This window comes from Kitasatospora sp. NPDC056651, assembly GCF_042792155.1.
GTDB lineage: Bacteria > Actinomycetota > Actinomycetes > Streptomycetales > Streptomycetaceae > Kitasatospora.
Genome location: NZ_JBHTWX010000085.1, coordinates 1 through 15379, shown reverse-complemented (window position 1 = coordinate 15379; position 15379 = coordinate 1). Strand labels below are relative to the sequence as shown.

At 72.9% G+C, this 15379-nt stretch carries 12 protein-coding genes, 1 tRNA gene and 1 pseudogene; 9 read left to right on the top strand and 5 right to left on the bottom strand.

Annotation, left to right across the window (positions count from 1 at the left end):
* Positions 1–25 precede the first annotated feature (25 nt).
* Positions 26–997, top strand: a pseudogene (locus ACFRAR_RS27715) (LysR family transcriptional regulator); the annotation flags it as partial.
* A gap of 65 nt (positions 998–1062) precedes the next feature.
* On the opposite strand, the gene mug reads toward ACFRAR_RS27715, so the two are convergent.
* From mug to ACFRAR_RS27695, 4 genes are all read right to left on the bottom strand, one after another.
* Positions 1063–1689: a G/U mismatch-specific DNA glycosylase gene (gene mug, locus ACFRAR_RS27710; RefSeq protein WP_380700992.1), complete on the bottom strand. Its 627-nt coding sequence runs from the start codon at positions 1687–1689 to the stop codon at positions 1063–1065.
* Positions 1690–1703: 14 nt separating this feature from the next.
* Positions 1704–2732, bottom strand: coding sequence for a phosphatase PAP2 family protein (locus ACFRAR_RS27705; protein WP_380700952.1), 1029 nt, complete (start codon positions 2730–2732; stop codon positions 1704–1706).
* A gap of 119 nt (positions 2733–2851) precedes the next feature.
* Positions 2852–3931, bottom strand: coding sequence for an aminopeptidase P family protein (locus ACFRAR_RS27700; protein WP_380700990.1), 1080 nt, complete (start codon positions 3929–3931; stop codon positions 2852–2854).
* Between the two features lie 593 nt (positions 3932–4524).
* Positions 4525–5841, bottom strand: a complete 1317-nt coding sequence (locus ACFRAR_RS27695) for an MFS transporter (protein ID WP_380700950.1) — start codon at positions 5839–5841, stop codon at positions 4525–4527.
* A 185-nt stretch (positions 5842–6026) separates the two neighbouring features.
* Between ACFRAR_RS27695 and ACFRAR_RS27690 the strand changes: the two genes are divergently transcribed.
* Positions 6027–6686: an ArsR/SmtB family transcription factor gene (locus ACFRAR_RS27690; RefSeq protein ID WP_380700948.1), complete on the top strand. Its 660-nt coding sequence runs from the start codon at positions 6027–6029 to the stop codon at positions 6684–6686.
* 42 nt (positions 6687–6728) lie between these two features.
* The gene (locus ACFRAR_RS27685) at positions 6729–7223 is read left to right on the top strand and encodes a hypothetical protein (RefSeq protein WP_380700946.1); all 495 of its coding nucleotides are present in this window, start codon (positions 6729–6731) and stop codon (positions 7221–7223) included.
* Positions 7224–7341: 118 nt separating this feature from the next.
* Here the strand turns inward: ACFRAR_RS27685 and ACFRAR_RS27680 are convergent, their stop codons facing one another.
* Positions 7342–7830 (bottom strand): YajQ family cyclic di-GMP-binding protein, encoded by a 489-nt coding sequence (locus ACFRAR_RS27680; RefSeq protein WP_380700944.1) that lies wholly within the window; start codon positions 7828–7830, stop codon positions 7342–7344.
* A 217-nt stretch (positions 7831–8047) separates the two neighbouring features.
* Here ACFRAR_RS27680 and ACFRAR_RS27675 point away from each other — a divergent pair.
* From ACFRAR_RS27675 to kdpC, 6 genes are all read left to right on the top strand, one after another.
* Positions 8048–8128, top strand: a tRNA-Tyr gene (locus tag ACFRAR_RS27675).
* Positions 8129–8545: 417 nt separating this feature from the next.
* Positions 8546–10378, top strand: coding sequence for an APC family permease (locus ACFRAR_RS27670; protein ID WP_380700942.1), 1833 nt, complete (start codon positions 8546–8548; stop codon positions 10376–10378).
* A gap of 410 nt (positions 10379–10788) precedes the next feature.
* Positions 10789–10878: a K(+)-transporting ATPase subunit F gene (kdpF, locus tag ACFRAR_RS27665; RefSeq protein ID WP_045693083.1), complete on the top strand. Its 90-nt coding sequence runs from the start codon at positions 10789–10791 to the stop codon at positions 10876–10878.
* Position 10879: 1 nt separating this feature from the next.
* Positions 10880–12544, top strand: a complete 1665-nt coding sequence (kdpA, locus tag ACFRAR_RS27660) for a potassium-transporting ATPase subunit KdpA (RefSeq protein WP_380700940.1) — start codon at positions 10880–10882, stop codon at positions 12542–12544.
* Positions 12544–14667: a potassium-transporting ATPase subunit KdpB gene (kdpB, locus tag ACFRAR_RS27655; protein ID WP_380700938.1), complete on the top strand. Its 2124-nt coding sequence runs from the start codon at positions 12544–12546 to the stop codon at positions 14665–14667. The genes kdpA and kdpB overlap by 1 nt, the downstream gene beginning before the upstream one ends.
* Before the next feature lie 21 nt (positions 14668–14688).
* Positions 14689–15318 (top strand): potassium-transporting ATPase subunit KdpC, encoded by a 630-nt coding sequence (gene kdpC / locus ACFRAR_RS27650; RefSeq protein WP_380700936.1) that lies wholly within the window; start codon positions 14689–14691, stop codon positions 15316–15318.
* Positions 15319–15379 lie beyond the last annotated feature (61 nt).

Below are 15379 nucleotides of genomic sequence, written 5' to 3'. Positions count from 1 at the left end.
GCCGGTCGATGGAACGGCGGCATCCATGAGCGGTGTCGATGGATCGCGGGCCGAGGGCGGCGCGGGCGGAGGATCGGCGCGGGTTCAGGGCGGGCGGCGCGGGGCCGGGGCGGGCGGCGCGGGGCCGGGGGCTAGATTCGGGCGCATGACCGATCTCGCCCCGCACGAGCTGCGCACCCTGGTCGCCGTTGAGGAGGAACGGAGCTTCACGGCGGCCGCCGTGCGGCTGGGCACCACCCAGTCCGCCGTCTCGCACGCCGTGCGCGCCTGCGAGCGGAAGCTCGGCACGGTGCTCTTCGACCGCGGGCGCCACGGCGCACGCCCCACCGAGGGCGGCGCTCGGGCGGTGGCGTACGCCCGCTGGATCCTGCGGCTGCTGGACGCGATCGGCCCCGAGGTGCGCGGTGCCGGAACGGACGGGCCGCTGACCGGCACGGTGCGGATCGCCGCCTTCCGCAGCGCCGCGGCCCAGCTGCTGCCGCCCGTCCTGGCCCGGCTGGCCGAGCGCCATCCCGGGCTCGGCACCCGGGTCCGGATCGTCCGGGAGATCGGCCGCGGCACCGCCGGGGAGGTCGTCGACGGGCGCGCCGACCTCGGGCTGGCCACCCTCGACGCCGGCGGGCCGCCGCCCGTCCCGGGCCTGGTCGCGGTGCGCCTGTACGAGGAGTCGTACGCGCTCGCACACCCGCACGGCCACCCGGCGCCGCGCGAACTCCCGCTGGTCGACTGGGACGAGAACTGCGGCTCGTACACCCGGGACTGGTGGCAGCGGCAGGAGTGGATCCCGCCCGCGACCGTGGACGTGGAGGACGACACGGTGGCGCTCTCTCTGGTCGCGCAGGGCCTCGGGATGGCGATCATGCCCCGGACCGCCCTGCTCGGCGCCCCGGCCGGCCTCGCCGTCACCGACCTCGGGCCGCGGCCGCCCAGCCGCTCCGTCGGGTACGTCACCACGCCCGAGCTGGCCGGGACGCCGGCCGTCCGGGCGGTGATCCGGGAGCTGCGCGAGCTGCCGCTGCCGGCCGGGCTGTCGGCGGTGCATACGGCGGCGGGGCCCGCCGTTCAGGCGCGGCCCTCCGCCACGGTGCGATCCGCTCCGGCCGGGTCCTCCACCGCAGGGTCCTCCACCGCAGGGTCGCCCATGGCCGGGTCGCCCACGGCCTCCCGGAGCCCGCGGAACTCCGCGGCCAGTCCGTCCAGGGTGTAGTGGGCGTTGAGGCCGCTGGGGTTCGGCAGCACCCACACCTCGGTGTCGCCGATGCCCTCCGGCTGGCGCCCGAGCGCGGCCCGGCGCTGCCCGAAGGCCGTCCGGTAGGCGCCGATGCCGAGCACGGCGAGGACCCGCGGACGCAGCCGCAGCACCCGTTCGCGCAGCGCGGCGCCGCCCTCGCGCAGCTCCTCGGCGGTCAGCTCGTCCGCCTTGGCGGTGGTGCGCGGGGCGACGTTGGTGATGCCCAGGCCGAGCGCGAGCAGCTCCCGCTGCTCGTCCGGGCGGAACTGGCGCCCGGTGAAGCCGGAGCGGTGCAGGGCGGGCCAGAAGCGGTTGCCCGGGCGGGCGAAGTGGTGGCCGGTGGCGCCGGACCACAGGCCCGGGTTGATGCCGCAGAACAGCACCCGCAGCCCGGGCCCGGAGACGTCCGGGATGGTGGTGTCCTTGGCGGCCAGCAGCTGCTCGGCGGTGGGCTTCATCGGTGCGCGCGGATTCACCCGGCCAAGTCTGCCGTGCTCTCCACCGGTGCCGGTGCCGGTGCCGCGGTCGTGGCGGCGGCCGCCCGGCGGTCGCGCAGCCTGCGCAGGCCGAACACCACCACGGCCGCGTAGGCCCAGCCGACGAAGACGTCGATGATGAAGTGCTCCGCGCCGTAGACCAGGGTGAACGTCATCGCGAGCGGGTACGCGACCAGCACCGCCCGCAGCCAGGGCTTGGCGGTGGGCCAGAAGAAGAACAGCAGCATCGCCGGGTAGGCGGAGTGCAGCGAGGGCATCGCGGCGACGTCGTTGGCGAACTGGCTGCCGTTCTCCAGCAGCGAGCCGGCCTGCGGCAGCCCGCTCACCGAGATCACCTCCCAGACCACCCGGGACAGGTGCGGCAGGTTGCCCTCCTGGGCGACCAGCCACGGCGGGTCGGCCGGGTAGAGGAGGTAGGTGGCGAAGCCCGCGAAGGTCAGCGTCAGGTAGGCGGCGAGCAACTGCCGGAACCGGTGGTGCGCGCGCCGCCAGAGCACCGCGAGCAGCAGGAAGACGACGAAGAAGTGCGAGAGGTAGACGGCCACCGCGGCGTAGTCGTACCAGTGCGGCGAACCGGGGGTGTAGAGGGCGTGCTGGAGCCGGACGGTCCAGGTCTCGCCGAAGCCGAGCACCTCGTCGAAGCGCAGCTGCGGCAGCCAGTGCGGGGCCCACGGGGTGTGCGCGCCGTAGCCGCGCAGCAGCGAGTACGTCCACACCACGGCCATCACCGGGACCCAGTCGCGCAGCACCAGGAGGAAGCCGCGGGGGCCGTGCCCGCTGTGCACGGCGGCGGTCAGCAGGGCGGCGATCAGCCAGAGGAACAGGACGTCGTTGGCGGCGGGGATGCCCTCGGTCCGCAGGAACCAGAGGAAGAACGTCAGGTAGATCGGCCAGGCCAGCAGCCGGAGTCTCGACCAGCCCGTCACGCGTGGACGGGGCGAAGGCACCGGGCGCGGCTGCCCGGCCCGCACGTCGCGTGAGGCCGGGGGAAGGGTCTTGGTCATGCGCACCGAAACTACCAACCCAAACTTGGAGGACTCTGGGTGAAATATGACCGGATCGTAAGAGTGACCGATCCGGTCGACACCCGGTTCGAAGGACGGCCCCGCGGGGCCGGGTGGGGTCAGGACACGATGCCCAGCTCGTGCGGGGTGTTGTTGAAGCGGCGCTCGCCGTCCGGGGTGACGGTGACGATGTCCTCGATCCGCACCCCGAACCGGCCGGGCAGGTAGATCCCGGGCTCGATCGAGAAACACATGCCGGGTACCAGCGGCCGCCCCTCGCCCTCGACCAGGTACGGCGGCTCGTGCGTGGTGGTGCCGATGCCGTGGCCGGTGCGGTGGATGAAGTACGCGCCGTACCCGCCCTCGGTGATCACCCGGCGGGCGATCCGGTCGATCTCCTGGCAGCCGACCCCGGGGCGGACCGCCTCGAAGGCGGTCTGCTGGGCGCGCCGGACCAGTTCGTGGACCGTCCGCACCTCCTCCGGGACGTCCGGGCCGACGTGCACCGTGCGGGTGGTGTCGGAGCCGTAGCCGTCCTTGAGGCCGCCGAAGTCCAGCACCACGGTGTCACCCGTACGGATGACCCGGTCACCGGCCTCGTGGTGCGGATCGGCCCCGTTCGGGCCGGAGCCGACCACGGTGAAGTCGACCTGGCTGTGCCCGTACCGGATGAGCAGCGCGCCGAGGTCGGCGGCCACGTCGGTCTCCCGGCGGCCGGCGAAGGGGACGTCCAGGATGCCCCGGTAGGCGGCGTCCGCCGCGCCGCCGGCCGCCGCCAGGCGCTCCAGCTCCTCGGTGTCCTTGACGGCGCGAAGCATCGGCAGGGTCTCGGTGAGCGAGGTGAACGAGGCGCCGGGCAGCGCGGCCTGGAAACCGAGCAGGTGCAGCGCCCAGGTGTTGTCGGAGACGCCGTACCGGCCGGCCGGGTCGAGCAGCGGGCCGGCGGTGGCGAACGGGTCGTCGCCGTCGGACCAGTCGAGCAGCCGGACGGCCGGGGCGCCGGTCGCCTTCTCGGCGTCCGGGCGCTCCAACGTGGGGACGACCAGGGTGGGTTCGCGGCCGGCGGCGAGGACGAGGGCGGTCAGCCGCTCGGTGATCGCGGTGGGCGTGTAGCCGCACAGGTAGGCCAGGTCGGGGCCGGGGGCGATGACCAGGCCGGCCAGTCCGGCGGCGGTCGCCTCGGCGGTGGCGCGGGTCATCCGGGCGCGGTGGTCCTCGATGGTGAAGGGGCGGGGCACGGCGGTTCCTCCTCGGGTCCGGGCGGGGACTGTTGGTGCTCCAGTGCGTCAACTCCATCACGTGCTGGCCGAGTTGGTGAAGCACGAGGGGAGGCGGCCGGGCGGTCCGGGCGGTGGCGGGGCGGGCGGCCGGGTGGGCGGCCGGGCGGGCCCGGGGAACGTTCCCGGTGCGGGCCGACGAGTGCGCGCCCGGCGGGCAGGCGGGCAGGCGGGCAGGCGGCCGGGGCGGCCGGCGGTCGGCAAGGGCGGTGGAGGCGGAGGGGACGGAGGAAGAGGTGGAGGAGGTAGAGGAGACGCGGGGGACGGTGGAGGGCGGCGACGGCCGGGTGGTCGGCCGTCCTGCCGCCGGGTGGGGGTGGGGCCGTCGAGCTCATCCGGTCCTCCTCGGGTGCGGGCCCGGCGCTGCCGCGCCGTCATGGCGCCGCGGCCCGCCCGGGAACACCCCGTGGCGGGCCGTACCCGGTCAGTTCACCCGGTTGCCGGGCGCGTCGCATGCGGCGGGCGGCCGGGCGGGTGACCGGCGGTCGCGGACCGGGGGCCGCCCACCCGGGGCGTCAGCCCTCCTGACCCTCCTCGTCTTCCTGCTCCTCCCGGCCCTCCCCGCCCGCCGCCGCCCCGGCGGGCCAGACGGCGCGGCGCAGCGTGCGGCTCGCGGTCGCGGCCAGCAGCGCGACGGCGAGCAGGGCGCTGATCGCGACCAGGACGGCGGCGGGGGAGGAGCGGTCCAGCAGCAGGCCGGTGACGAAGCTCCCGGCGGGCATCCCGGCGGTGAGCAGCGTCATGGTCGCCGCGATCACCCGGCCGCGCAGCGCGTCCGGCACCTGGCGGAAGACCAGCAGGTCGAGCATCACCCGCAGGGTCGGCACGCCCGCGCCGAACAGGAACAGCGCGGCGAAGACGGTGGCCACCCCGCCGGGCAGCAGCGGCGCCAGCGGGACCGGCACGGCGCTCCAGGCGACCGCCAGCAGCAGCACACCGGGCCCGGCCAGCCGGTGCAGCCGGGCGACCAGGGCGGCGCCGGTCAGCGCTCCGACCGCCTCGCCGGCGAGGGCCAGGCCGATCCCCGCGCTGCTGGTGCCGTGCTCGCGCAGCAGCACCATGACGGGCAGCAGCAGCGCGGCCCCGGCCAGGTTGAGCACCAGCAGGACGGCCAGCGCGCTCCGCAGCAGCGGGGAGGCGGCGAGGACGCGGAAGCCCGCCAGGGCGCTGCCCCCGGTGCGTTCGCCGGGAGCCCCGGACTCGTGCGGGCTGGGGAAGCGCACCGCGACGGCGGCGGTCACCGCGAACAGCGAGGCGAGGGCGGCCCCGAGGAAGGGGACCGCGTGGCCGAGCCCGAACAGGAACCCGGCCAGTGGCGGTCCGGCCAGCGAGGCCCCGCTCATCCGGGCCTCGTCCTGGGCCAGCGCCTGGGACAGCTGCTCGGGCGGGACCACCGAGCGCAGCGCGAGCAGCCGGACCGGGCCGCTGTAGGCGACGGTCGCGCCGATCACGGCGGCGACCAGCAGCAGGTGGACCAGGTTCACCGGGCCGAACGCCAGGGCCGCCGGGACGCTGGCGAGGGCGAGCAGCCGGGCGGTGTCGGAGGCGATCAGCACCCGGCGGCGGTCCACCCGGTCGGCCACCGCGCCGCCGTGGACGCCCAGCAGCAGGGTGGTGACCATCTGCACGGCGCCGAAGGCTCCGGCGGAGGTGGAGGAGCCGGTGAGTGCGAGGACCAGCAGGGGGAAGGCGGTGTCGCCGATCACCATGCCGAGGGTCGCGGAGGCCTGGCCGGCCCAGAGGGCCTGGAACCGCAGGTTGCGCCGCAGCGGTACGAGCGGCGACGGCGCTTCGGGCGGTCCGGGCTGCTCCGCCGCTTCTACCGTCCCCACCGTTTCCGCCGCTTCCGTTGCCGTCGTCGTCGGTCGGTCCGTCATGTGTCCGCCCTCATCGTTTGCGACTGCCGCCACCATTCACGCTTGAGTGAATGGTGGCGCAGGCGTGATTGGTTGCGCAAGGGTGAGCGCTCACCGAGGCGTGATTGCGTCGGGCGCGGCCGATCTGGAAGGGTGGGCCCGTGGTCGAGCAAGCACCGGAACCCGCCGACAGTGGCGAGCAGCAGTCCGTCACCTGGGTCAAGGAGCGCCAGGTGTCCGACGTCGCGGTGCTCAAGGCCCTGGCCGACCCGCTGCGTCTGGCCATCCTCGGCGCCCTGCAGTCCTCCGAGGACCGTCCGCTGACGGCCAAGGAGATCGCCGCCGCCCTCGACGAGCCGCAGACCAAGCTCTACCGGCACATCAAGCAGCTGGAGAAGGCCGGGCTGGTCCTGGTGGCCGGCACCCGGCTGGTCTCCGGCATCGTGGAGAGCCGCTACCGGGTCGCCCAGGCGTCGATCCGGCTGGCCCCGGGGATGTTCACCGCCGACTCGCCGGCCCGCTCCGACGCGTACGAGGCCATCGTGGCCGCGATGGACCGGGTGCGGGCCGACTTCCGCGCCAGGATCGCGGAGGGCCGGCTGGACTTCGGCCGGCCGGCGGACGGCTCGGGCCGCCCGCCGCACGGACTGTTCGCGGACTTCACGATGAGGCTCAGCCCGGAGCGGCTCGAACGGCTGCGCTCCCAACTGGCCGAAATCTTCGACGAACTGAACGAAGAGGGTCCGAGTGCGAGCGAGGACGCGCTGGACGTGACCGCCTTCACCCTGCTCTACGGTCTCCGACCGGGCACGGAATCATAAATTCCGGGTCGGCTGTCGGTGCGGTGGGACACCATGTCCGGCATGTCCTACGAACTCCAGGCGCTGATAGGAACACAGGAGCTGCTGGCCGTGGCGGCGGCGGAGGTTCCGGCGGCCCGGGTGGTGCCGCTGGCACAGGGCCTGGCGCTGATCCCGGTCACCTCCGAGGTCCTCACCGGGCTCCAGAGCGACGGCAGCGTGCGCGGGCCCGGCGGCGGAGCCGGGTTCGGCTGGCACTCGGACGGCTTCGAACTCCGGCTGGCCGCCTGGTCGAAGGCCGGTCCGATCGCCTGCGTCGAGGCCGAGTACTTCGGCGGCAGCGGCACCCAGCGCGCCGCCGTCTGGGTGGACGGCAAGGTCGCCCTCGGCCCGCTCACCATCGGCGAGTTCGAGCCCTCCCCGGACGAGGGCACCCCGATCTCCCGCGTCCTGCGGCGGATCGGCGCGCGCACCGAGGAGGGCCGGGCCGACGAGTTCGAGACCGTCGGCCTGGGCCGGCACCGCACCACCGCCGGCTGGGCGGAGCCCACCGACTGAGCCGGCCGCTCCGCCCGTGCGGCCCCACCGGCCCGCACGGCCCCGCCGACGCGAACGGCCCCGCCCCCGAACCGGGGAGCGGGGCCGCGCCGTCGTCCGTCGGACCGGCCGACCGGGGTCAGCGGTAGTTCACGTACTGGATCGCGAAGTCCAGGTCCTTGCCCTTGAGCAGGGCCTGCACGGCCTGGAGGTCGTCGCGGCTCTTCGAGCTGACGCGCAGCTCGTCGCCCTGGACCTGCGCCTTGACGCCCTTCGGGCCCTCGTCGCGGATGATCTTCGCGACCTTCTTCGCGTCCTCCGTGGTGATGCCCTCCTTGACGTTGGCGAAGATCTTGTACTCCTTGCCGGAGAGCTGGGGCTCGTCGGCGTCCAGCGCCTTCAGCGACAGGCCCCGCTTGACGAACTTCGTCTGGAGGATGTCGAGGACGGCGCGCACACGCTCCTCGCCGTTCGCCTTCATCTCGATCTTCTCGCCGGAGCGGCTGATCTCGGCGCCCACGTTCTTGAAGTCGAAACGCGTCGCGATCTCGCGGGAGGTCTGGTTGATCGCGTTGTCGACCTCCTGCCACTCGACCTTCGAGACGATGTCGAAACTGGAGTCGGCCATGGGTGTTGGTCTCCTTGATGCTCTGGCTTCACTGGCACGGCCCGCCCCACCGGGCGGCCCGCGGTCCCAGCCTATCCAGCGTCACACCGGCCCCGCCCGTAGCGGCCGCCCCAGGTTCCTTGATCATCACGTGATCTATCGAGTGGCGGAGCACCCCCCGGCATCGGGTATGGTTTACCAAGTCGAACGGGGCGAACGCCCCGGGAAACGAAATCCTGGCTGGTTGCCCGAGCGGCCAAAGGGAGCAGACTGTAAATCTGCCGCGCAAGCTACGCAGGTTCGAACCCTGCACCAGCCACAGGATAGAGAACAGCCCCCGATCTGCGGAAACGCGGATCGGGGGCTGTTCTGTTTGGTCCGGGCCGCCGGGTGGGGGCGGTGTGGCGGGGGTGGGCTCCGGGGGCACTTATTGCACATCGCTTGCAATTACGGGATGCGGGCAGCAGAGTGGGGGCCGGGGGTGGGAGTCCTTCGACAGAGCTGATCGTCTTCCCAGCCGGCGACCGCCGGGACAACGGCTCGCCCCACCCCCGCCAACAGCCATCGGACGGCGCCGGCTCCGCCGGAGCAGCGGTGCGGGCGGCCGGGTCGGGGCGGCGTCAAGGGCGCGTCAAGGGCGCTCGCGGTGGCGTCAGGAACGCGTAGGGGCCGCCGGGGCGCCGGGGGCGCGGACCGCAGGATCGGGACCAACTACCGACTGCGGAGGTCCCGTCCGATGCCCAGCGCCACCACCACCCCGGCCGTCGCGGCCGAACCCGAGCCGCCGGACACCGGGGCGGGTGACGAGCGGCACCGGCTCAGCGCGCTCGGCGGACTGGCCGCGCTCTCGCTGGACGCGATGGCCTCGGTGGCGTACGGGCCGGAGTCGGTGGTGCTGGTGCTGGCCGCCGCCGGGGCGTACGGGCTGGGCTTCACGCTGCCGGTCACCGCGGCGATCGCCGTCCTGCTGGCGGTGCTGGTCGCCTCCTACCGGCAGGTGATCGCGGCGTTCCCGGACGGCGGCGGCTCCTACGCGGTGGCCAAGGCGCACCTGGGCCGCCGGACCGCGCTGACCGCGGCCGCCTCACTGGTCATCGACTACGTCCTGAACGTCGCGGTCTCGGTCACCGCCGGCGTCGCCGCGCTCACCTCGGCCGTGCCGCGCCTGTACGACGACCGGGTGTGGCTCTGCCTGGGCGTGCTGGCGCTGGTCACCGCGGTGAACCTGCGCGGGATCGCCGAGTCGGCGCGCTGGTTCATGGCGCCGACGGCCGTCTTCGTGCTCTCCATCCTGGCGATCGTCGTGGCCGGGCTGTTCCGGGACGCCCCGGCCAGCACCGCGGCCGCCGCCGGGCACGCCTCGACGCTCGCCGGGAACACCACCACTGTCGGCGCGCTGCTGCTGCTCAAGGCCTTCGCGGCCGGCTGCTCCGCGCTGACCGGGGTGGAGGCGGTGGCCAATGCCGTCCCCTCCTTCCGCACCCCCCGGGTCAGGCGCGCCCAGCACACCGAGGTCGTGCTCGGCGCGTTGCTCGGCGTGATGCTGATCGGGCTGGCCGTGCTGATCGGCCGCTTCCACCTCCAGCCGGTCGAGGGCGTCACCGTGCTCGCCCAGCTCGCCGACGCCTCGCTCGGCCACGGCTTCGGCTTCTACGTCGTCCAGTTCGCCACCGTGGTGCTGCTCGGGCTGGCCGCCAACACCTCCTTCGGCGGGCTGCCGGTGCTGCTCGACCTGCTCGCCCGGGACAACCACCTCCCGCACCTGTTCGCGCTGCGCGCCGACCGGCAGGTGTACCGGTACGGCGTGCTGTTCCTGGCCGCCGTGTCGGCGGCGCTGCTGGTCGGCTCCGGCGGGGACGTCAACAGCCTGGTGCCGCTGTTCTCGATCGGCGTGTTCGTCGGCTTCACCGTCTGCCAGGTCGGGATGGTCCGGCACTGGTTCCGGCACCGCCCCGCCGGCTGGCGGTGGAAGGCCGCGCTGAACGGCTTCGGCGCGCTGCTCACCGGGGTGGCGACGCTGGTCGTCACCGGCACCAAGTTCACCGAGGGCGCCTGGGGCATCGGGGTGGCCCTGCCGCTGCTGGTGCTGCTGTTCGAGGCGGTCCACCGCAGCTACGCGCGGATCGGCGAGCGGCTGGAGCTGGGCCGGGTGCCCGGCCCGGTGACCCGCCGGCGCAGCCTGGTGGTCGTCCCGGTGACCGCGATCACCCGGCTGACCAGGGACGGCCTGTCGGCGGCGCTCTCGCTCGGCGACGAGGTCATGGCGGTGACCGTGGTGCACGAGCCGGCCGCCGCGGAGGCGCTGCGCCGGGACTGGGAGCTGTGGCGGCCGGGCGTGCCGCTGGTGGAGATCCCGGACGGGCACCGCCGGCTGGGGCGGCCGATCGCCGAGTTCGTCAACGAGCTGGGGGCGGAGCACGCCTACGACCGGCTGACGGTGCTGATCCCGGAGGTGGAACCGGTCCGCTGGTGGCAGCGCCCGCTCCAGAACCGGCGCGGCGCGGTGATCGACCGCGCCCTGCGGCGGCACACCGACGCGGTGGTCTGCCGGCTCCGGATGCGGATGTGACCAGGAGAGACGTGACCGGGATAGACGTGACCGGGGGAGACGTGACCAGGGAAGGGGAGGAACGGCCCCGGACGGCAGCCCGCCGTCCGGGGCCGTTCCGTTCCCGAGGGCGGAGCGGCGGGCGACGCGCGAAAGCACCCCGGGTCTCGGTCCGGTGAAGCGCCCGTCAACGTCGCGTCAACGTCGCGCTATCGCCCGTATGGAGGGCGTCAGGGAGCCATAACGCGCCTCTGACGGCTGCTTTGCTGCATCTGCCGGTCGTCCGCCGGCGCCGCGCGGAGCCCTTCCGGCCCCGGCCGCGGCATCTCCCGAACCACTCTGGTGGAGCCCATGTCCGATCTCATCTACGTCGGTGTCACGGTCGCCGTGTTCGCCGTCATCGCCCTGATCGCGCGGGGGGTGGAGAAGCTGTGAGCGCCGAGAACATCGCTGGTCTGGTCGTGGCCGTCGCGCTCGTCGGCTATCTCGTCGTGGCGCTGATCTTCCCGGAGAAGTTCTGACATGGGATCCACTCTCGCGGGCTGGCTGCAGGCGCTCGCCCTCGTCGGCGCGCTGGCCCTGTGCTACCGCCCCCTCGGCGACTACATCGCCGGGCTGCTCACCACCTCCAAGCACCTCAGAGTCGAGCGCGGCATCTACAAGCTGATCGGCGTCGACGGCGACGCCGATCAGCGCTGGCCGGCCTACCTCCGCTCGGTGCTGGCCTTCTCGGCCGTCTCCGTCCTCTTCCTGTACGGCCTGATCCGCCTCCAGGGCCATCTGCTGCTGAACCTGGGCGTTCCGCAGATGGAGGGCCACCAGGCCTGGAACACCGCGATCTCGTTCGTCGCCAACACCAACTGGCAGTCCTACGCCGGTGAGTCGGCGATGGGCCACCTGGCGCAGATGGCGGGCCTGGCGGTGCAGAACTTCGTCTCCGCGGCCGTCGGCATCGCCGTCGTCGCCGCGCTGATCCGGGGCTTCACCCGCAACCGGACCGACCGGGTCGGCAACTTCTGGGTGGACCTCACCCGGATCAACCTGCGGCTGCTGCTGCCGATCTCGATCGTCTTCGCCCTGGTCCTGGCCGCCAACGGCGTGATCCAGAACTTCCACGGCTTCACCGACCTCACCACCCTCAGCGGTGAGGTCCAGAAGATCCCGGGCGGCCCGGTGGCCTCCCAGGAGGTCATCAAGCTGCTCGGCACCAACGGCGGCGGCTTCTTCAACGCCAACTCGGCGCACCCGTTCGAGAACCCGACCGGGTTCACCAACCTGGTCGAGATCTTCCTGATCCTGCTGATCCCGTTCGCGCTGCCGCGGACCTTCGGCCGGATGGTGGGGGACAACCGCCAGGGCTACGCGATCGTCGCCGTGATGGGCCTGTTCTGGATCGCCTCGACCGCCCTGCTCACCTTCGCGGAGTCGCAGCACCAGGGCAGCGCCCTGCAGGCCGCGGGCGCCGCGATGGAGGGCAAGGAGCAGCGCTTCGGCATCGCCGCCAGCTCGCTGTTCGCCGCCACGACCACGCTGACCTCGACCGGCGCGGTGAACTCCTTCCACGACTCGTACACGCCGTTCGGCGGCGGGCTGACGGTCTTCGACATGATGCTGGGCGAGATCGCGCCCGGCGGTGTGGGCTCCGGCCTGTACGGCATGCTGATCCTCGCGGTCGTCGCGGTGTTCGTCGCCGGTCTGATGGTCGGCCGCACCCCCGAGTACCTGGGCAAGAAGCTCGGCGGCCGGGAGATGAAGTTCGCCTCGCTGTACATCCTCACCACGCCGACGATCGTGCTGGTCGGCACGGGTGTGGCGATGGCCCTGCCGGGCGAGCGGGCCGGGATGCTCAACTCGGGCGCCCACGGCTTCTCCGAGGTGCTGTACGCCTTCACCTCGGCCTCCAACAACAACGGCTCGGCCTTCGGCGGCATCACCGTCAACACCGGCTGGTACGACACCGCGCTCGGCCTGGCGATGATCTTCGGCCGGCTGCTGCCGATCGTCTTCGTCCTGGCGCTGGCCGGCTCGCTCGCCCAGCAGCAGCCGGTCCCGGCCACCCCGGGCACCCTGCCCACCCACAAGCCGCTGTTCGTGGGCCTGCTGTCGGGCGTCGTCCTGATCGTCGTCGGCCTCACCTACTTCCCGGCCCTGGCTCTCGGGCCGATCGCGGAAGGTCTGTCCTCCTGATGTCCACCCCTACGCTCAACGCCGAGAACCCCGCACCGGCCGACCACGCCGAGCCCGCCGCACCGCACAGAGTGGCGAGCGGCCTCCTCGACCCGAAGCTGATCATCGCGTCCCTGCCGGACGCGGTGAGGAAGCTCGACCCCCGGGTGATGGTCAAGAACCCGGTGATGTTCGTGGTCGAGGTCGGTTCGGTGGTCACCACCGTCTCCGCGATCGCCGACCCCTCCGTGTTCGCCTGGGCCATCACCGTCTGGCTCTGGCTCACCACGGTCTTCGCCAACCTGGCCGAGGCCGTCGCCGAGGGCCGCGGCAAGGCGCAGGCCGACACCCTGCGCAAGACCAAGACCGACACCATGGCCCGCCGGCTCACGAACTGGCCGGCCACCCGGGCCGAGGAGGAGGTGCCCGGCACCGCGCTGCGGCTCGGCGACCACGTGGTGGTCGAGGCCGGGCAGATCATCCCCGGTGACGGCGACGTCGTCGAGGGCGTCGCGTCCGTCGACGAGTCGGCGATCACCGGTGAGTCCGCGCCGGTGATCCGCGAGTCCGGCGGCGACCGCAGCGCCGTCACCGGCGGCACCAAGGTGCTGTCCGACCGGATCGTGGTGAAGGTCTCCTCCGAGCCCGGCAAGACCTTCATCGACCGGATGATCGCCCTGGTCGAGGGCGCCGCCCGGCAGAAGACGCCGAACGAGATCGCGCTCAACATCCTGCTCGCCTCGCTGACCATCGTCTTCCTGGTCGCGGTCGTCACGCTCCAGCCGATGGCCACCTACGCGGGCGCCCCGCAGTCGATGATCGTCCTGGTCGCCCTGATCGTGGCGCTCATCCCGACCACGATCGGCGCGCTGCTCTCCGCGATCGGCATCGCCGGCATGGACCGGCTGGTGCAGCGCAACGTGCTGGCGATGTCCGGCCGCGCCGTCGAGGCCGCCGGCGACGTCAACACCCTGCTGCTCGACAAGACCGGCACCATCACCCTGGGCAACCGCCAGGCCGCCGAGTTCCTGCCCGCGCCGGGGGTGGGCACCGGGGAGCTGGCCGACGCCGCCCAGCTCTCCTCCCTCGCGGACGAGACCCCGGAGGGCCGCTCGATCGTGGTCCTCGCCAAGGCCGAGTACGGCCTGCGGGCCCGCGCCCAGGGCGAGTTGACGCACGCCACCTGGGTCCCGTTCACCGCCCAGACCCGGATGTCCGGTGTCGACCTGGACGAGGCCGACGGGCTCCACCAGGTCCGCAAGGGCGCGGCCGGCTCCGTCTCCGCCTGGGTGAAGGAGAACGGCGGTTCGGTCGGCGACGAGGTCACCGCCCTGGTCGACCGGATCTCCGCGGCCGGTGGCACCCCGCTGGTGGTGGCGGCGAGGGCCGGCCGCGAGCCCGCCCGCGTCCTCGGGGTCATCCACCTCAAGGACGTGGTCAAGGAGGGCATGCGGGAGCGCTTCGACGAGCTCCGCCGGATGGGCATCAAGACCATCATGATCACGGGCGACAACCCGCTGACCGCCAAGGCGATCGCGGAGGAGGCCGGCGTGGACGACTTCCTCGCCGAGGCCACGCCCGAGGACAAGATGGCCCTGATCAAGAAGGAGCAGGAGGGCGGCAAGCTGGTCGCGATGACCGGCGACGGCACCAACGACGCCCCCGCGCTCGCCCAGGCCGACGTCGGCGTCGCGATGAACACCGGGACCATGGCGGCCAAGGAGGCCGGCAACATGGTCGACCTGGACTCCAACCCCACCAAGCTGATCGAGATCGTCGAGATCGGCAAGCAACTGCTGATCACCCGCGGCGCGTTGACGACCTTCTCGATCGCCAACGACGTGGCCAAGTACTTCGCGATCATCCCCGCGATGTTCGCCGGGGTCTACCCCGGCCTGAGCCACCTCAACATCATGGGCCTGCACAGCCCCCAGTCCGCGATCACCTCGGCGATCGTCTTCAACGCCCTGGTCATCATCGGCCTGATCCCGCTCGCGCTGCGCGGCGTGCGCTACCGCCCGTCCGACGCCAGCTCGCTGCTGCGCCGCAACATCGGGGTCTACGGCTTCGGCGGCCTGGTGGTGCCGTTCGTCGGCATCAAGCTGATCGACCTGATCGTCCAGTTCATCCCCGGCCTCAGCTGACGCGGGGAAGGAGAGAAAACCATGTCCAAGCCCCTGCCGACGATCCTGCGTACCCACGTCACCGCGCTGCGCGCGCTGCTGGTGCTCACGGTGATCCTCGGAATCGCCTACCCGCTGCTGATCACCGGGATCAGCCAGGTCGCGTTCGACGACAAGGCCAACGGCTCGATCGTGACGTCCGACGGCAAACAGGTCGGCTCCAGCCTGATCGGCCAGAGCTTCGACCTTCCGAAGGCCAACCCGGACGACCCGAAGGAGGAGTCCCGGCCGGACCCGAAGTGGTTCCAGCCCCGGCCCTCCGCCAACGGCTACGCCGGCGACAACTCCGGTGCCAGCAACCTCGGTCCGAACAGCGAGGACCTGCTGAAGGCCGTCGACGAGCGACGCGCCGCCGTCGCCGCGTTCGACGGCGTCGACCCGGCGACCGTCCCGGCCGACGCGCTGACCGCCTCCGGCTCCGGCCTCGACCCGCACATCTCCGCCGCGTACGCCGAGGAGCAGGTCGACCGGGTCGCGAAGACCCGCGGCCTGCCGGTGGAGACGGTGAAGCACCTGGTCGACGAGTACACCGAAGGCCGTTCGGCCGGCTTCCTCGGCAACGAGGGCGTCAACGTCGTCCTGCTCAACAAGGCGCTCAGCGAGCAGAAGTGACACCACCTCAGATCGACGGGTGACCGGGCCGGCCCGGGCGCGGGAGGACGACTCCCGGGCC

Excerpts from the sequence above, each read along its gene's own strand:
- mug (WP_380700992.1), bottom strand. The coding sequence starts at position 1,689 with ATGAAGCCCACCGCCGAGCAGCTGCTGGCCGCCAAGGACACCACCATC.
- ACFRAR_RS27705 (WP_380700952.1), bottom strand. The coding sequence starts at position 2,732 with ATGACCAAGACCCTTCCCCCGGCCTCACGCGACGTGCGGGCCGGGCAG.
- ACFRAR_RS27700 (WP_380700990.1), bottom strand. The coding sequence starts at position 3,931 with ATGACCCGCGCCACCGCCGAGGCGACCGCCGCCGGACTGGCCGGCCTG.
- ACFRAR_RS27685 (WP_380700946.1), top strand. The coding sequence starts at position 6,729 with ATGTCCTACGAACTCCAGGCGCTGATAGGAACACAGGAGCTGCTGGCC.
- ACFRAR_RS27680 (WP_380700944.1), bottom strand. The coding sequence starts at position 7,830 with ATGGCCGACTCCAGTTTCGACATCGTCTCGAAGGTCGAGTGGCAGGAG.
- ACFRAR_RS27670 (WP_380700942.1), top strand. The coding sequence starts at position 8,546 with ATGCCCAGCGCCACCACCACCCCGGCCGTCGCGGCCGAACCCGAGCCG.
- kdpA (WP_380700940.1), top strand. The coding sequence starts at position 10,880 with ATGGGATCCACTCTCGCGGGCTGGCTGCAGGCGCTCGCCCTCGTCGGC.
- kdpB (WP_380700938.1), top strand. The coding sequence starts at position 12,544 with ATGTCCACCCCTACGCTCAACGCCGAGAACCCCGCACCGGCCGACCAC.
- kdpC (WP_380700936.1), top strand. The coding sequence starts at position 14,689 with ATGTCCAAGCCCCTGCCGACGATCCTGCGTACCCACGTCACCGCGCTG.